The organism is Nonomuraea sp. NPDC050328, assembly GCF_044459405.1.
Lineage (GTDB): Bacteria > Actinomycetota > Actinomycetes > Streptosporangiales > Streptosporangiaceae > Nonomuraea.
Window position 1 is genome coordinate 196,346 of record NZ_JBITIW010000005.1, and the last position, 20,176, is coordinate 216,521.

At 71.8% G+C, this 20,176-nt stretch carries 18 protein-coding genes; 8 read left to right on the forward strand and 10 right to left on the reverse strand.

Going from position 1 to position 20,176, the window contains the following annotated elements; translation table 11 throughout:
* Position 1: 1 nt before the first annotated feature.
* Together ACIBG7_RS20625 and ACIBG7_RS20630 are read right to left on the reverse strand one after the other, a co-directional pair.
* Positions 2-988, reverse strand: a complete 987-nt coding sequence (locus ACIBG7_RS20625; protein WP_397337256.1) for a hypothetical protein — start codon at positions 986-988, stop codon at positions 2-4.
* Positions 989-1,065: 77 nt separating this feature from the next.
* Positions 1,066-1,725, reverse strand: coding sequence for a GntR family transcriptional regulator (locus ACIBG7_RS20630; protein ID WP_357928158.1), 660 nt, complete (start codon positions 1,723-1,725; stop codon positions 1,066-1,068).
* A 121-nt stretch (positions 1,726-1,846) separates the two neighbouring features.
* Here ACIBG7_RS20630 and ACIBG7_RS20635 point away from each other — a divergent pair, with 121 nt between their 5' ends.
* On the forward strand, positions 1,847-3,145 hold the full coding sequence (locus tag ACIBG7_RS20635) for an MFS transporter (RefSeq protein ID WP_357928160.1): 1,299 nt from the start codon (positions 1,847-1,849) through the stop codon (positions 3,143-3,145).
* Positions 3,146-3,208: 63 nt separating this feature from the next.
* Here the strand turns inward: ACIBG7_RS20635 and ACIBG7_RS20640 are convergent, their stop codons facing one another.
* The gene (locus ACIBG7_RS20640; protein ID WP_397337257.1) at positions 3,209-4,525 is read right to left on the reverse strand and encodes an MFS transporter; all 1,317 of its coding nucleotides are present in this window, start codon (positions 4,523-4,525) and stop codon (positions 3,209-3,211) included.
* A 160-nt stretch (positions 4,526-4,685) separates the two neighbouring features.
* On the opposite strand from ACIBG7_RS20640, the gene ACIBG7_RS20645 reads away from it, so the two are divergent.
* Both ACIBG7_RS20645 and ACIBG7_RS20650 read left to right on the forward strand, forming a co-directional pair.
* Entirely contained in the window at positions 4,686-5,453 is a 768-nt protein-coding gene (locus ACIBG7_RS20645; RefSeq protein ID WP_357928162.1) for a hypothetical protein, read from the forward strand.
* Between the two features lie 41 nt (positions 5,454-5,494).
* On the forward strand, positions 5,495-6,049 hold the full coding sequence (locus ACIBG7_RS20650) for a GNAT family protein (protein WP_357928163.1): 555 nt from the start codon (positions 5,495-5,497) through the stop codon (positions 6,047-6,049).
* An 879-nt stretch (positions 6,050-6,928) separates the two neighbouring features.
* On the opposite strand, the gene ACIBG7_RS20655 is transcribed toward ACIBG7_RS20650, so the two are convergent.
* The 6 genes from ACIBG7_RS20655 to glgA all read right to left on the reverse strand — a co-directional run bounded on the left by ACIBG7_RS20655 (position 6,929) and on the right by glgA (position 13,127).
* Positions 6,929-7,387, reverse strand: coding sequence for a hypothetical protein (locus ACIBG7_RS20655; RefSeq protein WP_357928165.1), 459 nt, complete (start codon positions 7,385-7,387; stop codon positions 6,929-6,931).
* Between the two features lie 38 nt (positions 7,388-7,425).
* Entirely contained in the window at positions 7,426-8,241 is an 816-nt protein-coding gene (locus tag ACIBG7_RS20660) for a carbohydrate ABC transporter permease (protein ID WP_357928167.1), read from the reverse strand.
* Positions 8,238-9,092, reverse strand: coding sequence for a sugar ABC transporter permease (locus ACIBG7_RS20665; RefSeq protein WP_357928169.1), 855 nt, complete (start codon positions 9,090-9,092; stop codon positions 8,238-8,240). The genes ACIBG7_RS20660 and ACIBG7_RS20665 overlap by 4 nt, the downstream gene beginning before the upstream one ends.
* A complete protein-coding gene (locus ACIBG7_RS20670; RefSeq protein ID WP_397337258.1) occupies positions 9,089-10,348 on the reverse strand; it encodes a sugar ABC transporter substrate-binding protein in 1,260 nt (419 codons plus the stop codon). The genes ACIBG7_RS20665 and ACIBG7_RS20670 overlap by 4 nt, the downstream gene beginning before the upstream one ends.
* A 72-nt stretch (positions 10,349-10,420) precedes the next feature.
* Entirely contained in the window at positions 10,421-11,899 is a 1,479-nt protein-coding gene (locus tag ACIBG7_RS20675; RefSeq protein WP_397337259.1) for an Nramp family divalent metal transporter, read from the reverse strand.
* 58 nt (positions 11,900-11,957) lie between these two features.
* Entirely contained in the window at positions 11,958-13,127 is a 1,170-nt protein-coding gene (gene glgA, locus ACIBG7_RS20680; RefSeq protein WP_357928174.1) for a glycogen synthase, read from the reverse strand.
* Between the two features lie 72 nt (positions 13,128-13,199).
* On the opposite strand from glgA, the gene glgC reads away from it, so the two are divergent.
* Positions 13,200-14,435 carry a glucose-1-phosphate adenylyltransferase gene (gene glgC / locus ACIBG7_RS20685; RefSeq protein ID WP_357928176.1) on the forward strand — a complete coding sequence of 412 codons (1,236 nt, stop codon included), beginning with the start codon at positions 13,200-13,202 and terminating at the stop codon, positions 14,433-14,435.
* 10 nt (positions 14,436-14,445) lie between these two features.
* On the opposite strand, the gene ACIBG7_RS20690 is transcribed toward glgC, so the two are convergent.
* Positions 14,446-15,390, reverse strand: coding sequence for a Gfo/Idh/MocA family oxidoreductase (locus ACIBG7_RS20690; RefSeq protein WP_357928177.1), 945 nt, complete (start codon positions 15,388-15,390; stop codon positions 14,446-14,448).
* A gap of 124 nt (positions 15,391-15,514) precedes the next feature.
* Between ACIBG7_RS20690 and ACIBG7_RS20695 the strand changes: the two genes are divergently transcribed.
* From ACIBG7_RS20695 to ACIBG7_RS20710, 4 genes are all read left to right on the forward strand, one after another.
* Positions 15,515-16,786 (forward strand): hypothetical protein, encoded by a 1,272-nt coding sequence (locus ACIBG7_RS20695; RefSeq protein ID WP_357928178.1) that lies wholly within the window; start codon positions 15,515-15,517, stop codon positions 16,784-16,786.
* A gap of 53 nt (positions 16,787-16,839) precedes the next feature.
* Positions 16,840-17,907, forward strand: a complete 1,068-nt coding sequence (locus ACIBG7_RS20700) for a GNAT family N-acetyltransferase (RefSeq protein ID WP_357928180.1) — start codon at positions 16,840-16,842, stop codon at positions 17,905-17,907.
* Positions 17,908-17,911: 4 nt separating this feature from the next.
* Entirely contained in the window at positions 17,912-18,340 is a 429-nt protein-coding gene (locus tag ACIBG7_RS20705) for a protein-tyrosine phosphatase family protein (protein ID WP_357928181.1), read from the forward strand.
* 228 nt (positions 18,341-18,568) lie between these two features.
* Positions 18,569-20,173, forward strand: a complete 1,605-nt coding sequence (locus ACIBG7_RS20710) for a hypothetical protein (protein ID WP_397337262.1) — start codon at positions 18,569-18,571, stop codon at positions 20,171-20,173.
* The last annotated feature ends 3 nt before the right edge of the window (positions 20,174-20,176 follow it).

Sequence of the window (20,176 nt, forward strand, 5' to 3'; positions counted from 1 at the left end):
GTTATTCCCCCGCGATGGTGTAGGAGTAGCTGTCCTTGGGCACGCGCACCCGCCAGGAGGGGCGCGTGGCGCCGGTGGCCGCGTCCACGGTGAGCACCCGTATCACCGTCGAACCGCGGTCGGAGGCGTGGACCTGGTAGATCGCCAGCCGGTCGTCGTCGAGCCAGCGGGCCCGGTCGGGGCCGTCGGCCGGCTTGAGCGGCAGCGGCCGGGCCGCCGACAGCTCGCCGGTCGCCAGGTCGTACAGCCGCAGGCCGGGAGGCTTGCGCCTGTCCTCGTGGCCGGGCACGAAGGCGGCGACCGTACGCCCGTCGCGCGCCAGCGCCAGGACGGTGGCGCCCATGACGACCTGCGGCGGCGTCCGCTCCAGGCCGGTGCCGTCGAGCCGGCGCGCGACCAGCTTGGTGGTGTTGTCCGGCAGGTGGCGCCGGACCAGCACCTCGTCGCCGTCGCCGCTGAGCGCCTCGACCTCGTCCTCGACCGGCAGCTTGGTGATGCCTCCGCCGCGCAGGTCCACGATGCGGGCGGGGACCGGCGGGTCGGCGTCGGGGAAGGCGACCACGAGCCGCTCCCCGCGCGGCGACAGACGCAGTTCGACCGGGTCGGTGCCGGTCCGCTTCGGCACCAGCGACGCGGGTAAGACCTTGGCCGCTCCACCGACCCGGCGCACCACCAGGCGGTGGTCGCCGGCCCGCTCGTAGGCCAGCCACCGGCCGTCGGCGCTCAGTGTGAGAGCCGACTCGAACAGCGCCTTGGCGCCGTCGCCGCCGATCCGGTTGGTGGCCGAGTCCTTGACGGTGAGCGTGCGGCCGTCGGACAGGACGAGCCGCCAGCGTCCGCAGGCCTGCTCGACGGCGTCCCGGTCGGGACAGGACTTGATCCAGGCCAGCCGGGCGACCGGTGGTCCCTGGGCGGCGGCGGGCGCGGCTCCGGCCGCCGTGACGGCGGTCGCGAGCGCCGCCGCGAGTGCCGCTGAGGTGATCCTCATCGTGGTGAACTCCTTCCGTTCACCCCGTTGGACCGCCCGCCGAACCGGGCGGTTGATCACAGGTCCGTCACGAAAGCTCAGTCGCGGAAGCGCTCCGGCTCGTAGTCCTGGAGCAGGAGCTTCTCGGCGTCGTCGAGGTAGGACTCGAGGTAGCGGCCCGCCTCCTCCGCCCGGCCGGCCTCGATCAGGTCGAGCAGCTCGCGGTTGCGCTCGACGAAGGGCTCGTGCAGCGAGCGCTGGTTCTTCATCACGTGGAAGACCAGGCGCAGCTCGGCCAGCAGGTGCCGCATCGACTCGTCCAGCCGCGGGCTCTGGTTGAGGGTGACGATCGCCTGGTGGAAGCGGCTGTTGGCGGTGCCGACCGCGGTCCAGTCGTCCTGCTCGGCGGCGCGCAGCGCGTCGGTCACCGCCTCGCGGATGGCGGCCAGGGCGGCCGGGGAGGGGGTCCGCCGGACTCCGGCGCCCTCGATGACGCGGCGCACGCGGTAGAGGTCGGCCACGTCGGCGGCGGACAGGATCCGGACGAACACCCCCTTGTTGCGCCGGTGTTCGAGCAGCCGCTCGTGGCCGAGCAGCCGGAAGGCCTCGCGCAGGGTGTTGCGGGAGACCTGGAGCGCCTCGGAGATCTCGCCTTCGAGCAACTGGGTGCCGGGCGGGAGCACGCCTTCGATGATGCGCTCGCGCAGCACGTCGGCGACCTCCTCGGCCACGCTGGCCCGGCCGATTCTGGATCGCACACCTTCGAGGCCGGCTACCGCGTTGCGCACGGTCACCATGAAATCAGCGAACAAACCCCTTGTCGAATTGTTGAACAATTTTTATGGTGAGGTCAGCCCCCCGATCCCAAGGAGCGATCACATGCACCAGACGCGGCGCGTGATCACCGCCAGCCTGATCGGCACGTCCCTGGAGTGGTACGACTTCTTCCTCTACTCCACCGCGGCGGCCGTGGTCTTCAACAAGCTCTTCTTCCCCAGCCTCGACCCGGTGGCGGGCACCCTGGCCGCCTTCGCCACCAACGCCGTCGCCTTCGCCGCCCGCCCCATCGGCGGCATCGTCTTCGGCCACTTCGGCGACCGCGCCGGCCGCAAGACCGTGCTGGTCGTCACGCTGCTCATGATGGGCATCGCGACCGTCCTGATCGGCGTCCTGCCCACCTACGCCAGCATCGGCGTCGCCGCGCCGATCCTGCTGGCCGTCCTCCGCTTCGTCCAGGGGCTCGGCCTCGGCGGCGAGTGGGGCGGGGCGGTGATCATGTCGATGGAGCACGGCACGAAGGAGCGGCGCGGCTTCAACGCGAGCTGGCCGCAGGTCGGCGTGCCGGCCGGCAACCTCATGGCGGCCGGCCTGCTCGCGCTGATGAGCGCCACCCTGTCGGAGGAGGCGTTCCTGTCGTGGGGCTGGCGGGTGCCGTTCCTGCTGTCGGCGGTCGTCGTCCTGGTCGGGCTCTGGATCCGGCTGAAGATCACCGAGTCGCCGCTGTTCGAGCGGGTCGAGCAGCAGGGCGTCAAGGCCAAGATGCCGCTGGCCGAGGTGATCCGCCGCCACCCGCGGGCGCTGTTCTCCGCCTTCACCGCGCGCATCGGCGTGGACGTGGCCTTCTACACTTTCACCGCCTACATCCTCGTCTACGTCACCGAGACCCTCGGCATGGACCGGCAGACCGGCCTCAACGCGGTCTTCATCGGCTCGGCCTGCCAGCTCGCGCTGATCCCGCTGTTCGGGGCCCTGTCCGACCGGTACGGCAGGCGGCTGGTCTACCTGGGCGGCGTGGTCGCCGCGGCGGCCTGGGTGTTCGCCTTCTTCCCGCTGCTGGCCACCCGCTCCTTCCCGCTCATGGCCCTGGCCACGGTGGTCGCCCTGGCCACGCACGCCGCGATGTACGGCCCGCAGGCCTCCTTCATCGCCGAGCTGTTCAGCACCCGGCTGCGCTACAGCGGCGCCTCGATGGGCTACCAGGTGGCGGGGATCTTCGGCGGGGCGCTCGCGCCGATCATCGCCATCGCGCTGCTGAAGGCGTACGGCACGACGCTGGCGGTCTCGCTCTACGTGCTGGCCGCGCTCGCGATCACCGCCGTCGGCCTGGCGATCGCCCCGAAGGCCGACGACTTCGAGGAGCCCGCGGCGGCCGGCTCCAAGCGGCCGAGCGCCGTCTGACCACCCTGGTGATCGCCGCGAGAGGGCGGGCGGCGGCTGCCACCGCCGCCCGCCGGCGCCGGGTCAGTCGTCGTGCCGAGCCGCGGGGGCCGGTGCGGGGGCGGGTATGCGGGCCGTACGCCAGGAGCCTCTGAAGAACGGCAACGAGGCCAGGAAGAGCACCTGACCGGCCAGCGCGATCAGCAGCCAGGTGCCCCAGCCGGAGCCTTCGGCCACCGCCGTGGCGGTCACCAGGAGCACCACCACCATGATCCGGACCACCATGCCCCACAACCCGAGCGCCGCGCCCTGCAGCCGGGAGTCGACGTCCTCGGCGTCCTCGGAGAAGGCGGCCATCCACGGCACGTACGCCACCCCGAGGAAGACGAAGAGCAGCGCGTAGACCACGGCGATGTGCGCCGCCCCCGGCCGCTCGCCGACCAGCGAGATGAAGTAGGCCAGGGTCGCGATGGTCAGCACCGTGCCGCCCAGGATGTACGGCTTGCGCACCTGCTGGCGGTCCGACAGCCGCCCGACGCCGATGACCACGACGGCGTTGAGCACCAGCCCGAGCGCGACCACCCCGTTGGCGGTGGCGGTGTCCAGGCCGAACGCGCCGAACAGGATGGTCGGCCCGAAGATGGCGAAGGTCCAGTAGAGGACCTGCCAGCCGGTGTTGCCGAAGACGTGCGCCCACAGGTGCGGGTGGCGCAGCAGCTCGCGGACCTTGCCGGGGTCGACCTTCTCCTCGGCGCTGACCGCGCTCTCGGCGGTGAGCACCTGGGCGCGCAGGGCCGCGCACGGCTCGGCGATCTGCCAGATGATGATCGCGCACAGGATCAGCGAGACCACGCCCATGATGATCGCCTGCGACTGCCAGGCGTAGCCGAACATCGGCAGGGTCAGCCCCGCCAGCCCCGAGGCCAGGAAGCCGGCGCCGACCGGCCCCCAGGTCCAGAAGCCGAAGGACTGAGCGCGGCCCATCCGCGGGGAGAAGTCGCGCACCAGGCTGGCGGTGATGGTGATGCCCGCGCCCTCGATGAAGAGCATCAGGCAGCGCACCGCGAAGAGCTGGCCGGTCGTCTCGACCATGGCCAGCAGGAAGTTGCAGGCGGCGGTGACGGTGAGGGTGGGCACCAGGATGGTCACCCGGCCCCAGCGGTCGGACAGGATGCCGCCGAAGCCGGCCGAGATGCCGGCCACCAGCACCGAGGCGGCGGCGATCAGGCCGTAGGTGCTGAGGCTCATCTTCAGGTCGCTCATCAGCAGCGGAAGGATGGTGCCCAGCGTGGTCTCGAAGTTGGCCACCAGGCTGGCCAGCACGGCCACCGCCAGCAGGCGCACGCGCCGGGCGCCGACGGGGTAGACGGTCAGCTCACGGACATAGAACGGTCGTGCCATCCGTCCTCCAGCAGAACGTATTTCTAGTACACGATTCGGAGGGAAGGCACGGAAGTCAACGAGGCGGCCGATCACGATGTGATGTCGATCACACACGCCCGGGGCAGGTGGGACCGGTTTTGGCCACCGTTACCGGCGAATAGTCATAAAATGCGCATCCATGAGCCTCCCCGTTCGCCAGCGAGCTCCGAGACCGGGCGGCGGCCGCCACCGGGCGCCCGTCCCCACCAGCCTGCCCTCGGACGCTCCCGTGCTGGTCCTGGCGGTGGCCGGTGAGACCGAAGGCGTGCCGGCCGACATCGCCGCCGTCGTCCGGGTGGACAACCCGCAGATCGACGTTCGCCTCAGCGCCGTCGACCACCTGGCCGACGCCCTGCCCGCCGACCGCCCCTCGGTCATCGTGCCGCTGATCACCTGGCCCGACCCAGCCCCCCTCGCCGAGATCGGCAAGCAGGTCGCCGCCGGCGGCGCCGACGCCGTCGTCACCGAGCCCCTCGGGCCGCACCCGCTGCTGGCCGAGGCCCTGCACATCCGGCTGGCTGAGCGCGGCCTGGCCCGGGCCGACCGGGTGCGGCTGATCAACGTCTCCAGCCCGGTCGACGCCGTCATCCTCGGCGTCGCCGGCGGGCCCGCCGCCGTCCAGGCCGCCCAGCCCACCGCCGTACTGCTGGCCTCCCGGCTCACCCTGCCGGTCGTGGCCGCCTGCATCGACGGCGAGCCCAGCCTGGACGCCGCCGCCACCCGCCTGCGCGAAGCCGGCGCCCAGCGGCTGGCCCTGGCCCCGTGCCTCATCGGCCACGAACTGCCCGCCGCCGTCATCGCCGAGGCCGCCGCCGGCGTCGACGCCGGGCACGCCGAACCGCTCGGCGCGCACAGCCTCCTGGCCGACCTTGTCGCGCGAGCTTACGGTAGTCAGCTGGCTACTTGACAGGCTTGTAAAGATCGGCTTGGGCGCGTTAGGTTCTCCCCATGCGTTGCGTCCAGGTCACCGGGCCGCGGCTGGGCCTCAGAGAGGTCACGCCCGCCGATGTGGACGCCTTACACGCCGTCTACGGTGACCCGGCCGCGACCGAGCACCTGCCCTTCAACCCCCGCAGCCGCGACGAGGTCGCCGGGATGGTCGACGAGGCGCTGGGCGCGGCCCTCACCGAGCCGCGCCGCCTCTACCTGCTCGCCGTCACCGACGTCCACGACGGCAAGGTCATCGGCGTCTCCCGGCTGCACATCGAGGCCGACCACCCGCACAGCGCGGAGATCGGCCTCGGCCTCCGCTCGGACCTCTGGGGGCGGGGGCTGGGGACGGACCTCATCCGGCTGACCCTCTTCTTCGGGTTCAAGCGGCTTGGGCTTCACCGGATCTGGGGGGCGCGGTCGCCCCTTAACGTGCCGGCGCAGCTGGCGATGCTCATGGCCGGGATGGTGGAGGAGGGGCGCGTCCGCCACCATGTCTTGACGCCTGAGGGGTATCGGGACTCGATCGTCCACTCGGCCATCGCCAGCGAATGGCGCGACTCCCCTGCCTGACCTTTTTCGGAGGCGGTCACCGACCTCCCCTGCCCGCCGCACAGGATCACCACCCACCGCCTGCACTACTCGCCGCATCGGTGGAGGGGGCCAGTTCGGCGGCCGTTGCCAGGCCGACCGGGCCGACGCCCGATCGGCGCCCAACCACAGCACCATCCACCGACCCCCGCCCAACCTGCCGCACAGGATCACCACCCACCGCCCGCACTACCCACCGCACCGATGGACGTGCCAGCCCCAGCAGCCGACGCCAGCTCGGCGCGGCCGATACCAAGCCGGCGGCCAACCGCAGCACCACCCACCGGCCCCCGGCCAACCCGCCGCACAGGAGCACCACCCACCGCCCCCCACTACCCACCGCACCGGTGGACCGGGCGGGGTCGGCGACCGGCCGCAGTTTCGCCCGCCGACCCCCGCTGACCACCGCACAGGGTCACCACCCAGCAGTTGGGCTGCTCGCCGCATTGGTTGACGGGGCCGGTGTCCGCGGCCGCCTACCCTGCCCTCGGCCCCCACCCGATCCACCCCGTGCCCCGTCCCGGTGCCCGGCCCCTGTGCCCGGCACATCCCGCGCTCAGCTCCGTTGCCCCGCCCACGCCGCGCTCAGCTCCGTTGCCCCACCCACCTCGCGCTCAGCTGCGTTCCCGGCACACCCCGCGCTCGGGTGCGTTGTCCGGGGCGCATCGCGTCCGGCTTTGTTGCCTGGCGCGCCTTGTTATGCCCGGTTCGCTCCGTTGCCGGCCGCTGTGCTCGGCCCGCCTCGTGCCGGACCGTCCCCGACGGCTGGGGTGCTGCGGAGGTGTGCGGCTGGGAGTCCGGCGGTGGGGCGTGATCCTGGGCGGTGGGGTGGGGGGGTCGGCGAGGTCGCGTGAAAAGGGGCTAGAGGTAGGCGCGGGTGGCGGTGGCCAGGTCGGCGGTGGGGTCGGGGGTGGAGACCGGGAGGGCGTCGTCGGGGGTGCGCTCGCGGACGTCGCGGTCGCGGATGGCGAGGACGGCCGGGGCCGGGGCGCCGGTGGCGCCGAAGCGGTCGGAGACCGCCACGCCGACGACCCGGCGAACGTCGGCGACGACCTCACGAGCGGTGTGGTCGCCGCCGGACACCGCCAGGTGCCCCAGCAGGGCGGCGAAGCGCAGTTCGCCCTCGGAGGCGGGCCGCTGGCCGGGCACGACGGGACGGTCGAGCCAGAAGACCTTGCCCGCCAGGAGGGCGTCGTAGGGCCGCCCCTCGCGCGAGAGCGCACGGACGGCGCCGGTGACCACGGCGCCGAAGTCGGCGAGGTCCGCCTCGGGCGGCAGGTCGGTGGTCACCAGCAGCGGCACGATGAGCGAGTCGAGCATGGCGCACATCGTAGAGGCGGCCACCGACAAACCGCGGCCTACTTGAGTCCGGAGGTGGCGATGCCTTGGACGAAGAAACGCTGCAGGAAGAGGAAGAGCACCAGGATCGGCGCCACGACGATCATGGCTCCCGCCACGAGGAGGTTGTAGTGGGTGCCTTCCTGGCCGTTGAGGATGTTCAGGGCCACGGGCAGGGTGTAGATGTCCTCCGACTGGGCGACGATGGCCGGCCACAGGAAGTTGTTCCACGCCCCGAGGAAGGTGATCAGCCCCAGGGTGGCCATGGCGGGCCGGCACAGCGGCAGGACGATGGTGAAGAAGATCCGGAATTCGCCGGCTCCGTCCACCCGGGCCGCGTGCAGCAGTTCGTCGGGGATCTCGGCGATGAACTGCCGCATCATGAAGACGCCGAGCGGCGTGATCAGTCCCGGCAGGATGATGCCGAGGAAGGTGTTGACCAGCCCCAGCTTGGCGATGAGCACGAACTGCGGCGTCATCAGCACGATCGCCGGGATGGCCATCTGCACCAGCACCAGCCCGAACAGCACGTTCCTGCCGCGGAAGGGCAGCTTGGCGAAGCCGTACCCGACCATGGAGCAGAACAGCAGGTTGCCCGCGACGATCACGGCCGCGACCAGCACGCTGTTGAGGAACGCCTGCCCGATCTGCACGCGGTCGAGCAGTTCGGCGTAGTTGTCCAGGGTGAAGGTCTCCGGCCAGAGGGTCGGCGGGTCGCGGCGGATCTCGGCCTCGGGCTTGACCGAGCTGAGCCCGGCCCACAGGAAGGGCCCGACGACCAGGAGCAGGCCGAGGCTCAGCCCGAGGTAGGTGATCAGCCGTTGCGCGCGGGTCATCGTCGCCTCCCGATCCGGAGCTGGAGGACGGCCAGCGCCACGATCACGGTGAACAGCACCGTGGCCGCGGCCGAGGCGTAGCCGTAGTTGCCCACTCCGAACTGCTTGAAGATCGCCAGCGAGGCCGACAGCGTGGAGTTGAGCGGCCCGCCCCCGGTCATCACCAGCGGCTCCTCCAGGAACTGCAGGAACCCGGTGGTGCTGTAGACGGTGCAGAAGAGGATCACCGGCCGCAGTTGCGGCACGGTGATGTCGCGGAAGCGCCGCCAGCGCCCGGCCCCGTCGACGGAGGCCGCTTCGTAGAGCTCGCGCGGGATGCCCTGGAGCGCGGCGAGGAAGACGACCATGTCGAAGCCGAAGCTGCGCCAGGCGGTCATGACGATGATGGACGGCAGCGCGGTCGAGGTGTCCTGCAGCCAGCGCGGCCCGCCGCCGAGCAGGGTGTTGACCAGCCCGGCGTCGGGTTCGAGCAGGAACTTCCAGGCCACCGCGATGCCGATGATGCTGGTCACGTGCGGCAGGTAGTAGCCGAGCCGGAAGAAGGCGGCCGGCAGCCGCCCGATGCCGGAGTTGAGCGCCACCGCCGCCAGCAGGCCGAGCCCGATGGTCAGCGGCAGCGCCGCGACGACGAAGATCGCGGTGTTGACTGCGGCCTTGCGCATCGCCTCGTCGTCGGCGAGGCGCAGGTAGTTGTCCAGCCCTACGGGGTCGACGGCCAACGGGTCGGCCACGTCGGTGCTGCGCATGTCGGTGAAGCTCATGCCCAGGCCGGCCAGCAGCGGGCCCAGGTAGAACACGGCGAACATGAGCACGAAGGGCAGGACGAACACCCAGCCCAGGGTGCGTCTCACAGGCCGGTCCCGATCGTCTCGGCCTGCTGCTGGATGGCCTTGGCGGTCTGTTCCGGCGTGGACTTGCCCAGGGCGAGCTTCTCCAGCTCGGTCTCCAGGACCTTGGCCACCTGCTCCCAGGTGGGGAAGGGCGGCGGGGTCTTGGCGTCCTTGAGCTGCTCGCCGAAGACCTTCAGCCGGGCGTCGCCGGCCAGGGCGCTCTCCTCCCAGGCGGCCTGCACCGCGGGCAGGGCCTTGACCTTGGTGTACCAGTCGGCCTGGACCTTCGGCTCGGTCAGCCAGGAGATCAGCTTCCAGGCGGCGTCGCGGTTCTGTGCCTTCTTGAAGACGGCCAGGTCGGAGCCGCCGACGAAGCTCGTGGCGCTGACCGGGCCCTTGGGGTAGGGCGCGAGCTCGATCTTGTCGCCGAAGCCGGCGCCGCCGTCGTTCTCCAGCACGCCGACCATCCAGGGGCCGGAGAAGAAGCCGCCGACCTCGCCCTTGATGAAGTTCTGCGGGAAGGCTCCGCGCGGGGTGTCGTTGGGGGCGAGCTTCTGCTGGAAGAGCGAGGCGTACTGCTTGAGGCCGGTGACCGCCTCGGGGGTGTCGAAGGTGTAGGCGCCGTCCTTGACGATCTCGCCGCCGGCCGACCAGATGAGCGGGAGCGCCTCCTGCCAGGCGGCGCCCTCGGTGAAGGCCTGGTTGAAGCCCTTGGCCGCGCCGCCCTTCTCCTTGAGCGCGCGGGCGAAGGCGGTCAGCTCCGCCCAGGTCTTCGGCGCGCTCACGCCGGCCTTCTCGGCCTGGTCCTTGCGGTAGTAGAGGACGCGCGTCTCGACGTACCACGGCACGCCGTACGCGGTGCCGCCCACGTCGACGGTCTGCCAGGCGCCGGGGAAGAAGGCGGCCTTGTCGAAGAGGTTGCCGGGCGTGGGGTCGAGCGCCCCGGTCTTGGCCAGTTCGCCGGACCAGGTGGAGCCGATCATGCTGACGTCCGGGGTGGCGTTCCCGGCGATGGCCGAGGTGATCTTGTCGTGCGCGACGTCCCACCCCATGGGGGTGACCTCGACCTTGATGCCGGGGTTGGCGGCCTCGAACCCCTTGACGAACTCGCCCAGGGCCTTGCCCTCCTCCCCCATGGCCCAGACCGTCACGCGGCCGGCCGCCTTGTCGGTGGCGACGTCCTTGGCCTGCTCGGGGGTCTGCTCGGCGCCGCGTCCGCAGGCGGCGGCGGCCAGGGCGAGCAGCAGCACGCCCGCGGCGGCACGGGTGTTCGGCATGGGTTCCTCCCGGGGGGTGGTTCTGTAAGCGCTTACTCCCTGCCCCGGCAGGCGGATTCATGCCTGCGGATATCAGAACGTGACCAACGGGTCGCCCACGAGGTCGGCGACGAAGTTGACGAAGAAGAAGCCGAAGAACAGGAAGTTGAGCACGAGGATCACGTAGTGCCACGGCCGGGGCCGCGCCGCCTTCGGCAGCCGGCTGTTGAGGTAGATCAGCAGGAACGGGTAGATCAGCGCGCCCAGGTTGGACATGTTCGCCGACCAGTTGACCAGGTTCTGCGGCAGCGTGAAGTGGATGATCACCGAGATGGCGACCAGCAGCACCAGCATGAAGGGGTAGTAGAAGCGCCGCGGGTCGCCCTCGATGAGCCGGCGCAGCCGGGGGCTGGTGGCATGCGCGGCGTCGGTGGTCACCCGCACCATCGCCTCGAAGATGCCGAGCTGGGTGGAGAACAGGATCAGCACGCCCAGCACCAGCGCCAGGTAGAACATGCCCCTGCCGTACTCCTCGTCGAGCGCGGCGGCCACGAAGGTCGAGACGTCGGCGTCGGTGGGCTTGTCCCCCGACAACCGCACGGCCTGCGCCATCAGGATGGCCGGCAACAGCATGCCGAGCATCGCGCCGACGAAGAAGACGCCCCACATGTCCACCAGCAGCAGCCGGTACCAGCGCCGCCAGCGGGCGGTGTTCTCCGGGGAGTCGTCGAAGGTCACGCCGCTGGCCAGGATCTCCCGCTTCTCGCCGCGCAGGCCGGAGAGGTACCCGGCCCGGTGGCCCATGCCGTACCCCTTGTCGCGGTAGTGGCCCATCACGTACCAGTTGAGCCCCGAGGCCAGCGCGGTGAAGCCGGCCAGCGCGCCGAGCTGCGTCGCGGTGATGCCCGGCGGCGGCGCGGCCGGGGTGAAGAAGCCCCTGATGCCCTCCCACCACAGCTCGAAGGGCACCACGAACAGGTCGATGAGCAGCAGCCCGGCCAGGATCGCGCCGATCATGCCCCAGTTGGCCAGCTCCAGCGCCCGGCTGACCCGGCGGGCCGCGGCCGTGATCGCGAAGACCAGCAGGAGCAGCGCGATCGCCCACAGGCGCGGCTCCTCCGCGCCGCGCGGCGGCACCACGCCGTGCACCAGCGCGTACAGGCCCTGCCCCGCCGAGGCCGCCCAGCCGCCGGCGATGAAGGCGAACAGCACGATGAAGACCGACAGCGGCACCCACAGCTTCCAGCCGGGCGGCACCCGCCCCCAGCCGACCACCGGCGTCTCGCCGGTGGCCAGCACGTAGCGCGAGCACTCCACGTTGTAGAAGGTCTGCAGCACCGCCGAGACGACGATCACCCAGCCGACCCCGACGAAGCCGTACTCCCCGACGGTGCGCGGCCCGATCAGCCACTCACCGCTGCCGATCGAGATGCCCAGCGCGATCAGGCTGGGCCCGACGGCGTACTTGACCAGCTCCTTCGGGCCGATCCTGCCGACCTTGAACACCTCTTCCGGGGTGGGCAGGTCGGCGACGTCGAGATCCGGGCGGCTGACTCCGAGTCGGTACGGCATGGCACGCCTCCTCGGTGCCAGGGTGATCCCGTACCGAGGAGCCGACAAGACCTATTTGTCAGGCTATCGAGGCATAGAGCGCCAGAGTCCGCTCCGCGATCCGCTCCCAGGAGAAGTGCTCGACCGCCCGCGCCCGCCCCGCCGCGCCGAGCGCAGCGGCCCGGCCCGGGTCGCCGAGCAGCGCGTTGATCCGCTCGGCCAGGTCGGCCGCGAACCGCTCCGGATCGTACGGCTCGCCGTCCCCGCCCTGGTCGATCGGCACCAGCAGCCCGGTCTTCCCGTCGGCGACCACCTCCGGGATGCCCCCGGTCGCGGTGGCGACCACGGCCGTCTCGCAGGCCATCGCCTCCAGGTTGACGATGCCCATGGGCTCGTAGACCGACGGGCAGACGAAGACGGTGGCGTGCGTGAGGAGCTGGATGACCTCCGGCTTGGGCAGCATCTCGGAGATCCACACCACCCCGTCGCGGCGCAGCCCGTCGACCAGGCCGCGGATCTCGGCGGCGATCTCGGGGGTGTCCGGCGCGCCCGCGCACAGCACGAGCTGGGCGCCCGGGTCGAGGTCGCGGGCGGCGCGCAGCAGGTGCGCCAGGCCCTTCTGCCGGGTGATCCGGCCGACGAAGACGACGTAGGGCCGGTGTGGGTCGATGCCGTGCTTCCGCAGCACCTCGACGCCGGGGTCGGGGCGGTACTCGACGGTGTCGATGCCGTTGTGCACGACGCTGACCTTGCCCGGGGAGATCTCCGGATAGGCGGCCAGCACGTCGGCGCGCATGCCCTCGGACACCGCGATCACCGCGTCGGCCGAGGCCAGGGCGGTGCGCTCGGCCCAGGAGGAGACGGTGTAGCCGCCGCCGAGCTGCTCGGCCTTCCAGGGGCGCAGCGGTTCGAGGCTGTGCGTGGTGACCACGTGCGGCGTGCCGTACAGCAGCTTGGCCATATGCCCGGCGAAGTTGGCGTACCAGGTGTGGCTGTGCACCACGTCGGCGCCCTCGCAGGCCGCGGCCATCTCCAGGTCGACGCCGAGCACCTGCAGCGCGGCGTTGGCCGTCTCCAGGCCGCCCGGGATCCGGTAGGCCGAGACACCCGGTTGCTCCCGGTCGGCGCCGAAGCAGTGCACCCGGACGTCGGCCAGGCGGCGCAACTCGCGGGAGAGGTATTCGAGATGCACCCCGGCTCCGCCGTACACCTCGGGCGGGTACTCGCGGCTCAGCAGATCCACACGCATGACACAGACCCTAGCCAGGCGGGCGAGCCGCCGCACTTCGATAGGCACGGCGTTTCGGGGTAGCTTCTGACCATGACGTCGCCCAGGGTCCTCGCAGTCGTGCTCGCAGGTGGAGAAGGCAAGCGGCTCATGCCGCTGACGGCGGACCGGGCGAAACCCGCGGTGCCTTTCGGCGGCATGTACCGGTTGATCGACTTCGTGCTGTCCAACCTGGCCAACGGGCACTACCTGAAGATCGTCGTGCTGACGCAGTACAAGAACCACAGCCTCGACCGGCACGTCTCGCAGACGTGGCGGCTGTCGGCGATGCTGGGCAACTACGTGACGCCCGTCCCGGCGCAGCAGCGCCTGGGTCCGCGCTGGTTCTCCGGCAGCGCCGACGCGCTCTACCAGAACCTCAACCTGATCTACGACGAGGAGCCGGAGCACGTCATCGTCTTCGGCGCCGACCACATCTACCGCATGGACCCCCGGCAGATGGTGGCCCAGCACGTCGACTCCGGGGCGGACGTCACCGTCGCGGCGATCCGGCAGCCGCTGTCGCTGGCCGACCAGTTCGGCGTGATCGAGACCGACCCGGCGGGCAACAAGATCGTCGCCTTCCGCGAGAAGCCGAAGGACGCCGTCGGCCTGCCCGACGCCCCCGACGAGGTCTTCGCCTCGATGGGCAACTACGTCTTCAAGACCCAGGCCATGATCGAGGCCCTGCGCGAGGATTCCCTCGACCCCACCAGCAAGCACGACCTGGGCGGCAACATCATCCCGATGCTCGTCAAGTCGGGCGGCGCGGAGGTCTACGACTTCGCCGACAACCTGGTGCCCGGCTCCACCGAGCGCGACCGCGGCTACTGGCGCGACGTCGGGACGCTCGACGCCTACTACGAGGCGCACATGGACCTCATCTCGGCGCACCCGGTCTTCAATCTCTACAACGACCGCTGGCCCATCTACACCGGCCACGACCCGCTGCCGCCGGCCAAGTTCGTGCACAACGAGGGCGACCGGGTCGGGCACGCGATCGACTCGCTGGTCTCCCCCGGCGTGATCATCTCCGGCGGTACGGCGGAGCGGTCCATCCTGTCGCCGCGCACCGTCCTGCACTCGCACTCGCTGGTGGAGGACTCCGTGCTGATGGACAACGTCAAGGTCGGCCGGGGCGCGATCGTGCGGCGGGCGATCATCGACAAGAACGTGGTCATCCCGGACGGCGCGCGGATCGGCTTCGACCTGGAGCACGACCGCTCCCGCTTCGCGGTGACCCGCGGCGGCATCGTGGTGATCGGCAAGAACGAGATCGTCGAGCGCTAGGCCGCGTGGCTCAGAGGGCGCCCAGGCGCTCTCTGACCGTCTCCATCAGCCGCATGACGCCCAGGGTGGCCTCCAGCGGCATGATCGCGCTCTCCGTGCGTCCCTCGGCCAGTGCCAGGGCGACCTCGCGCGCCTGCGCCTGGTAGCCGCCCTCGGCCGGGTCGAGCACGTGCTCCTGCTCGCCGACGACGATCCGGCCGGGCGCCCAGAACGGCGCCGGGATGTCGGCCCGCCCCTCGGTGCCGACCACGGTGGCGCTGTTGGCCATCGGGCTGCGCAGCGAGGTGTCCAGCAGCGCCCGCGCGCCCCCGGCGTAGCTGAGCAGGATCCCGGCCTCGGCGTCCACGCCGGAGGGCGCCAGGGTGCCGGTGACGTGGATCTCCTCGGGCTCGCCGAGCAGCAGGTAGGCCAGCGCCAGCGGGTAGACGCCCAGGTCGAGCACGGCCCCGCCGCCGAGCGCCGGGTCCCAGAGCCGGTGCGCGGGGTCGAAGGGCAGCGGGAAGCCGAAGGTGGCCTGCACCGAGCGGATCTCGCCCAGCCGCTCGTCGCCGGCCAGCCGCCGGATGAGCGGGTTGAAGCGCATCCACATGGCTTCCATGAGGAAGACCCCGGCCTCGCGGGCCAGGGCGACCATGCGCTCGGCGTCGGCGAGGGTGGCGGCCAGCGGCTTCTCGCACAGCACCGCCTTGCCCGCGGCGATGGCCGCCTCGGCGACCGTCAGGTGCTGGGCGTGCGGGGTGGCGATGTAGACCGCGTCGACCGCCGGGTCGGCGCAGAGCTCGGCGTAGGAGGCGTAGGCGCCCGGCGCGCCGAGGTCGTCGGCCAGCGCGCGGGCCCGGCCCAGGTCGCGCGAGCCGACCGCGGCCACCCGCATCCCCGGCTCGGCGGCCAGCACCGCTCCCACCGTGCGCGCGATGCCGCCGGTCGCGGCGATGCCCCAGCCGAGATCAGTCATGACGAGGGAGTCTGGCACACCGGCAGCGGCCGGGAATCCGCAGGGGTCATGAAAAAGGGTGATGTAGGCCACGGGCATGGCGAGCTGAAAGCCCGGTGCAAGGCCGGTGTGCCAGGATGCGATCATGTCCAGACTCCGCACCGAGCTGCGCAACCCCCTGTTCCTGCAGGGATACGCGCTCATGGCCAACACCGCGATCACCGCGGTGCTCGGGCTCGGCTACTGGATGCTGGCCACCCGCCTGTACTCCCCCGACGCCTTCGGCGAGGGCCAGGCGATGATCAGCGCGATGCGGCTGTTCGCCTCGCTCACCGGTCTCGCCTTCGCCGGCATGCTGGCCCGGTTCATCCCGGTCGCCGGCCGCCGCACCGGCGAGCTGGTGGGCCGCGCCTACGCCGTGGCCGGCGCGATCGGCGTGCTGGCCGCGCTCGTCTTCCTGCTCACCCTGCCGATGTGGGGCACGGCCTACGCCTCGCTCGCCGGGCTGCTGCCCGGGCTGCTCTTCCTGCTGGCCGTGCTGGTCTGGACGGTCTTCACGCTCCAGGACGTGGTGCTGACCGGGCTGCGCCGGGCGGTGTGGGTGCCGGCCGGGAGCCTGGCCTTCGGGCTGGTCAAGATGGCCCTGCTCGGCGTGCTCGCGGTCGCGCTGCCCTCCGGTGGCGTGCTGGGCGGCATCTTCGTCTCCTGGATCATCCCGACCGCGCTCGCCCTGATCCCCGTCAACTGGTACATCTTCCGGGTGCTGGCGCCCCGCGCCGCCGACCCCGCCGCCCAGCCCGCCGTCCCGCTCTCCGCCCGGCGGATCGGCCGCTTCCTGGCCGGCGACTTCCCGGGCGCGCTCTCGGCGCTGCTGGTCATCTTCCTCGTGCCGGTGCTGGTGGCCGGCTGGGTCGAGGACGTGGCGCACTTCGGCTACTTCACCGTCGCGCACAGCCTCGGCTGCATGGTCGCGCTGCTCGCCAACAACCTGGCGCTCTCGCTCACCGTGGAGAGCTCGCTGGACGCCGGCTCGCTCGCCCGCAACCTGCGCGCCACGCTCCGCCGCGCCTTCCTGGTCCTGGGCCCGATCGTCGGACTCACCGTCCTGGCCGCCCCGCTCCTGCTCGGCGTCTTCGGCGGGGAACTGGCAGAGTACGGCACGCCGTTGCTCAGGTTGATGGCGCTCGCCGTGATCCCCGGCATGCTGATCGAGGTCCACCTCGCCACTCTCCGCGCCCGCAGCGCGGCACGGAGGCTGGCGGTGACCCAGATCGGCCTGGCTCTGCTGGTGCTGGGCTCGGTCACGGTGGCCTTCCCCCTCTGGGGCATCACCGGCGTCGGTCTCGCGCTCCTGGGCAGCCAGGTGGTCGTGGCCGCGCTGGTCTTGCCCCACATACTGAAGGATTGCTGTGAATGAGAAGTCCGCTGACAGAGCACCCTCCCGCACCACATAGGTTGGGACGTCCAACCATGAACATTTATGTCATCCACCCCCGCGAGCTGGGGGACACCGAGATCACGGCGTGGCGGGCGATGCAGGCTGCGCAGCCGCACCTCGCCAACCCCTTCTTCAGCCCTGAGTTCACCATCGCCATGGGCGAGGTCACCCCGCGGGCCCGCGTCGCCGTCCTGGACGACGGCTCACCGGCCGGGTTCCTCCCCTTCGAGCTGCAGAGCCGCGGCGTCGCCTCGGCGCTCGGCATGTGGGTCTCCCTCGCCCAGGGCATGATCCACCGGCCCGGCCTGGAGATCTCCGCCGAGGCGCTGCTGCGGGGGGCCGGGCTCGACGTCTTCGAGTTCGGCACGCTGGTCCCCCAGCAGCCCTGGTTCCAGCCGTACGAGACGCTGTCGCAGGAGAGCGTGATCGTCGATCTGACCGGCGGCTTCCAGACCTACCTGAGCGGGCTCAGCAAGCAGTTCGTCAACAACACCTTCCGCAAGGAGCGCAAGCTCGGGCGCGAGGTGGGCGAGGTCAGCCACGAGTTCAACGTCCGCGACGAGGCCCAGTTCAAGCTGCTGCGGGAGTGGAAGACCGGCCAGTACCTCGCGATGGGCCGGACCGACCGGTTCTCGCGGCGCTGGGTGGTCGAGCTGGTCGAGCGGCTGTACGCGATCGACACCCCGCTGTTCGGGGCGCCGCTGTCGATGCTCTACGTGGACGGCAAGCCGATCGCCGGGCACTTCGGCGTGCGCTCGGGCTCGGTGCTGGTGGACTGGTTCCCCGCCTACGACCCCGAGTACTCGCGCTACTCCCCCGGGCTGATCCAGCACCTGCGCATGGCCGAGGGCGCCGCCGAGCTGGGCATCACCAGCTTCGACCTCAGCGTCGGCACCGGCTGGCAGTACAAGGCCTCGTTGCGCAGCCACGGCATCCCGGTGGGCGAGGGCATCGTCCGCCGCCGCACCGCCGGCGCGGCCCTGCACTGGGCCCGCACCGCTCCGGTACGGCGGGCCCGGCGCTTCATCCTGGAGACGCCGGCGCTGTACAACCTGGCCGACCGGGCGATGCGCAAGAGCGCCGAGCTCCGCCGGCGCTGACGCCGTGACGACGTGGGACCCCGCGGACGCGGGCGTGTTGCGGCTGCCGTCCGGGCGGCTGGTGCGCGGGCGGGGGCTGAGCCGGCCCCGGCCCGGCGGGCCGCCCCCGGACTTCGGGCTCTACCTGCTGGGGCGCAGGCCCGAGCCGGTGGACTGGGAGCATCGCTGGCTGCGCTGGCCGGACTTCCGGCTGCCCGCCGACCGGGCCGAGGCCGTCGAGGCCTTCCGCCAGGCCTGGGAGCGGGCCGCGGCCGAACGGGTCGAGGTGGCCTGCGCCGGCGGGCGGGGCAGGACCGGCACCGCGCTGGCCTGCCTGGCGGTCCTCGACGGGGTGCCGGCGGCCGAGGCGGTGGCGTACGTGCGGGCGCACTACTCGCCGCACGCGGTCGAGACGCCGTGGCAGCGCCGGTACGTCAGGCGCTTCACGGGCTGAGCGGTTCATGCCCGGGGTCGCGGCTGGCGTGGGCCGCGCCCCGGGCGGTGAGCTCCGTGGTCCAGCCGGGGGTTCGCCGTTCCCGCCGCCCAGATCGAGCCCTCGCCCCTTTCGGGGAAAGCCGGAGAACGCTTATTCGCCGATTTGGATTAATCGGGAATATGCCTTCTTCACGGTTACACGGTAATAAGTACGGCTTGCCGTACGCCACCGATTAAGGTGCGAACTGTGCGACGACCGAGGCGGCTGACGGCGGCGGAACGGCGGATCTGGGACGCTTTCCCGGCCGGGGAATGGGTGGATCTGCGGACCGGGGACCCCGAACTCGACGACCCGGCGAAAAGCGCCGAATGGCCGCGCGAACGCGAGGTCCGCGCCGAGATCCTGAGGGCTCTGCTGCTGGGCGCGGTGGAGCGCCAGCCCGGCCAGGTCCCGGCGGTACGGCTGGCCGGCGCGCGGATCACCGGGACGCTCGACCTGTCGGAAGGTTCGGTGTCCAGCACGCTGCACCTGCTCAACTGCCACCTGCCGGAGGCGCTCGACCTCACCGACGCCGGCACGCGCAGCATCCGGTTACGCGGCTGCGACCTGCTGCGGCTGCGCGGCTCGCGGGCGAAGATCGACGGCCTGCTGGAACTGGACGCCTCGACCGTGCGCGAGGGCGTGCGGCTGGACAACGCCCGCATCGAGGGGCAGTTCCGGATGAACCGCAGCACGGTCCGCGCCCCGCCGCGCCGCGAGCGGATGTCGGAGTCGGGCGTCGAGGACGTCCTGGACCCGTCGGTGCCCGCGCTGGCCAGCCCGTTCGCCTGGGTGCAGCAGGAGTGGGCGCTGTGGGCGGGCGGCCTGAGCGTGGGCGGCGGGGTGTTCCTGCGCTCGCTGCGCGCCCGGGGCGGGCTGCGGCTGATCGGCGCGGTCCTGCCGGGCGGCCTCTACCTCCAGGGCGCGACCGTCGAGGCGACCGGCGTCTACGCCGTGCACGCCGACTTCATCACCGCCGGGACCATCGAGATGAGCGCCGGGTTCCGCGCCGAGGGCACGGTACGGCTGCGCAGCGCGACGGTGGCCGGGGTGCTCTCCTTCGACGGCGCCGACCTCAGGCCCGGCGAGCACCGCCACACCTCCCGCGAGCGCGACGACCAGCCGGTGGACCGGGCGCTGCACCTGAGCCACAGCACCGTCGACGAGCTGATCTGGCTGCCGGCCGCGATCGAGGGCGAGGTCAACCTGCGCTACTCGCGGATCGGCGTGCTCCTCGACCACCCGGCCGCCTACACCGACCGGGTCCAGCTCAACGGGCTGACCTACGAGTCGGTGCGCGGGCTGTGGAGCGTCGCCGAGCGCGTCTCGTGGCTGGCCCGCGACCCCACCGGCTACCGGCCGCAACCCTACGAGCAGCTCGCCGGCTGGTACCGCCGCATCGGCCACGAGCCGGACGCGCGCCGGGTGCTGCTGGCCAAGCAACGCCGCCGCCGGGAGACCCTGCGCCCGATGGGCCGGGGCGTCGGGCGGCTGCTGGACCTGGTCGTCGGGTACGGCTACCGCTCCTGGCTGGCCGGGCTCTGGGCGGTGGTCCTGCTCGGCTTCGGCACCGCGGTCTTCGCGCGCGTCCCGCCGGTCAAGGTGGACCCGGACGAGCAGCGCACCTTCCACGCCTTCGTCTACACCCTCGACCTGCTGGTGCCGGTGAGCGTCTTCGAGGTGCGCGGGGCGTGGGAGCCGGTCGGCTGGACGCAGTGGGTGGCCTGGGGGCTGATCGTGTCCGGCTGGGTGCTGGCGACCGCGCTGATCGCCGGCGCTGCGCGGGTGCTCAGGCCGGCCTCGGGCCCCTGACGG

What these genes read in the sequence shown, in the direction of transcription:
- ACIBG7_RS20625 (WP_397337256.1), bottom strand. Translation starts at nt 988, where the DNA reads ATGAGGATCACCTCAGCGGCACTCGCGGCGGCGCTCGCGACCGCCGTC.
- ACIBG7_RS20635 (WP_357928160.1), top strand. Translation starts at nt 1,847, where the DNA reads ATGCACCAGACGCGGCGCGTGATCACCGCCAGCCTGATCGGCACGTCC.
- ACIBG7_RS20640 (WP_397337257.1), bottom strand. Translation starts at nt 4,525, where the DNA reads ATGGCACGACCGTTCTATGTCCGTGAGCTGACCGTCTACCCCGTCGGC.
- ACIBG7_RS20645 (WP_357928162.1), top strand. Translation starts at nt 4,686, where the DNA reads ATGAGCCTCCCCGTTCGCCAGCGAGCTCCGAGACCGGGCGGCGGCCGC.
- ACIBG7_RS20650 (WP_357928163.1), top strand. Translation starts at nt 5,495, where the DNA reads ATGCGTTGCGTCCAGGTCACCGGGCCGCGGCTGGGCCTCAGAGAGGTC.
- ACIBG7_RS20655 (WP_357928165.1), bottom strand. Translation starts at nt 7,387, where the DNA reads ATGCTCGACTCGCTCATCGTGCCGCTGCTGGTGACCACCGACCTGCCG.
- ACIBG7_RS20660 (WP_357928167.1), bottom strand. Translation starts at nt 8,241, where the DNA reads ATGACCCGCGCGCAACGGCTGATCACCTACCTCGGGCTGAGCCTCGGC.
- ACIBG7_RS20670 (WP_397337258.1), bottom strand. Translation starts at nt 10,348, where the DNA reads ATGCCGAACACCCGTGCCGCCGCGGGCGTGCTGCTGCTCGCCCTGGCC.
- ACIBG7_RS20675 (WP_397337259.1), bottom strand. Translation starts at nt 11,899, where the DNA reads ATGCCGTACCGACTCGGAGTCAGCCGCCCGGATCTCGACGTCGCCGAC.
- glgA (WP_357928174.1), bottom strand. Translation starts at nt 13,127, where the DNA reads ATGCGTGTGGATCTGCTGAGCCGCGAGTACCCGCCCGAGGTGTACGGC.
- glgC (WP_357928176.1), top strand. Translation starts at nt 13,200, where the DNA reads ATGACGTCGCCCAGGGTCCTCGCAGTCGTGCTCGCAGGTGGAGAAGGC.
- ACIBG7_RS20690 (WP_357928177.1), bottom strand. Translation starts at nt 15,390, where the DNA reads ATGACTGATCTCGGCTGGGGCATCGCCGCGACCGGCGGCATCGCGCGC.
- ACIBG7_RS20695 (WP_357928178.1), top strand. Translation starts at nt 15,515, where the DNA reads ATGTCCAGACTCCGCACCGAGCTGCGCAACCCCCTGTTCCTGCAGGGA.
- ACIBG7_RS20700 (WP_357928180.1), top strand. Translation starts at nt 16,840, where the DNA reads ATGAACATTTATGTCATCCACCCCCGCGAGCTGGGGGACACCGAGATC.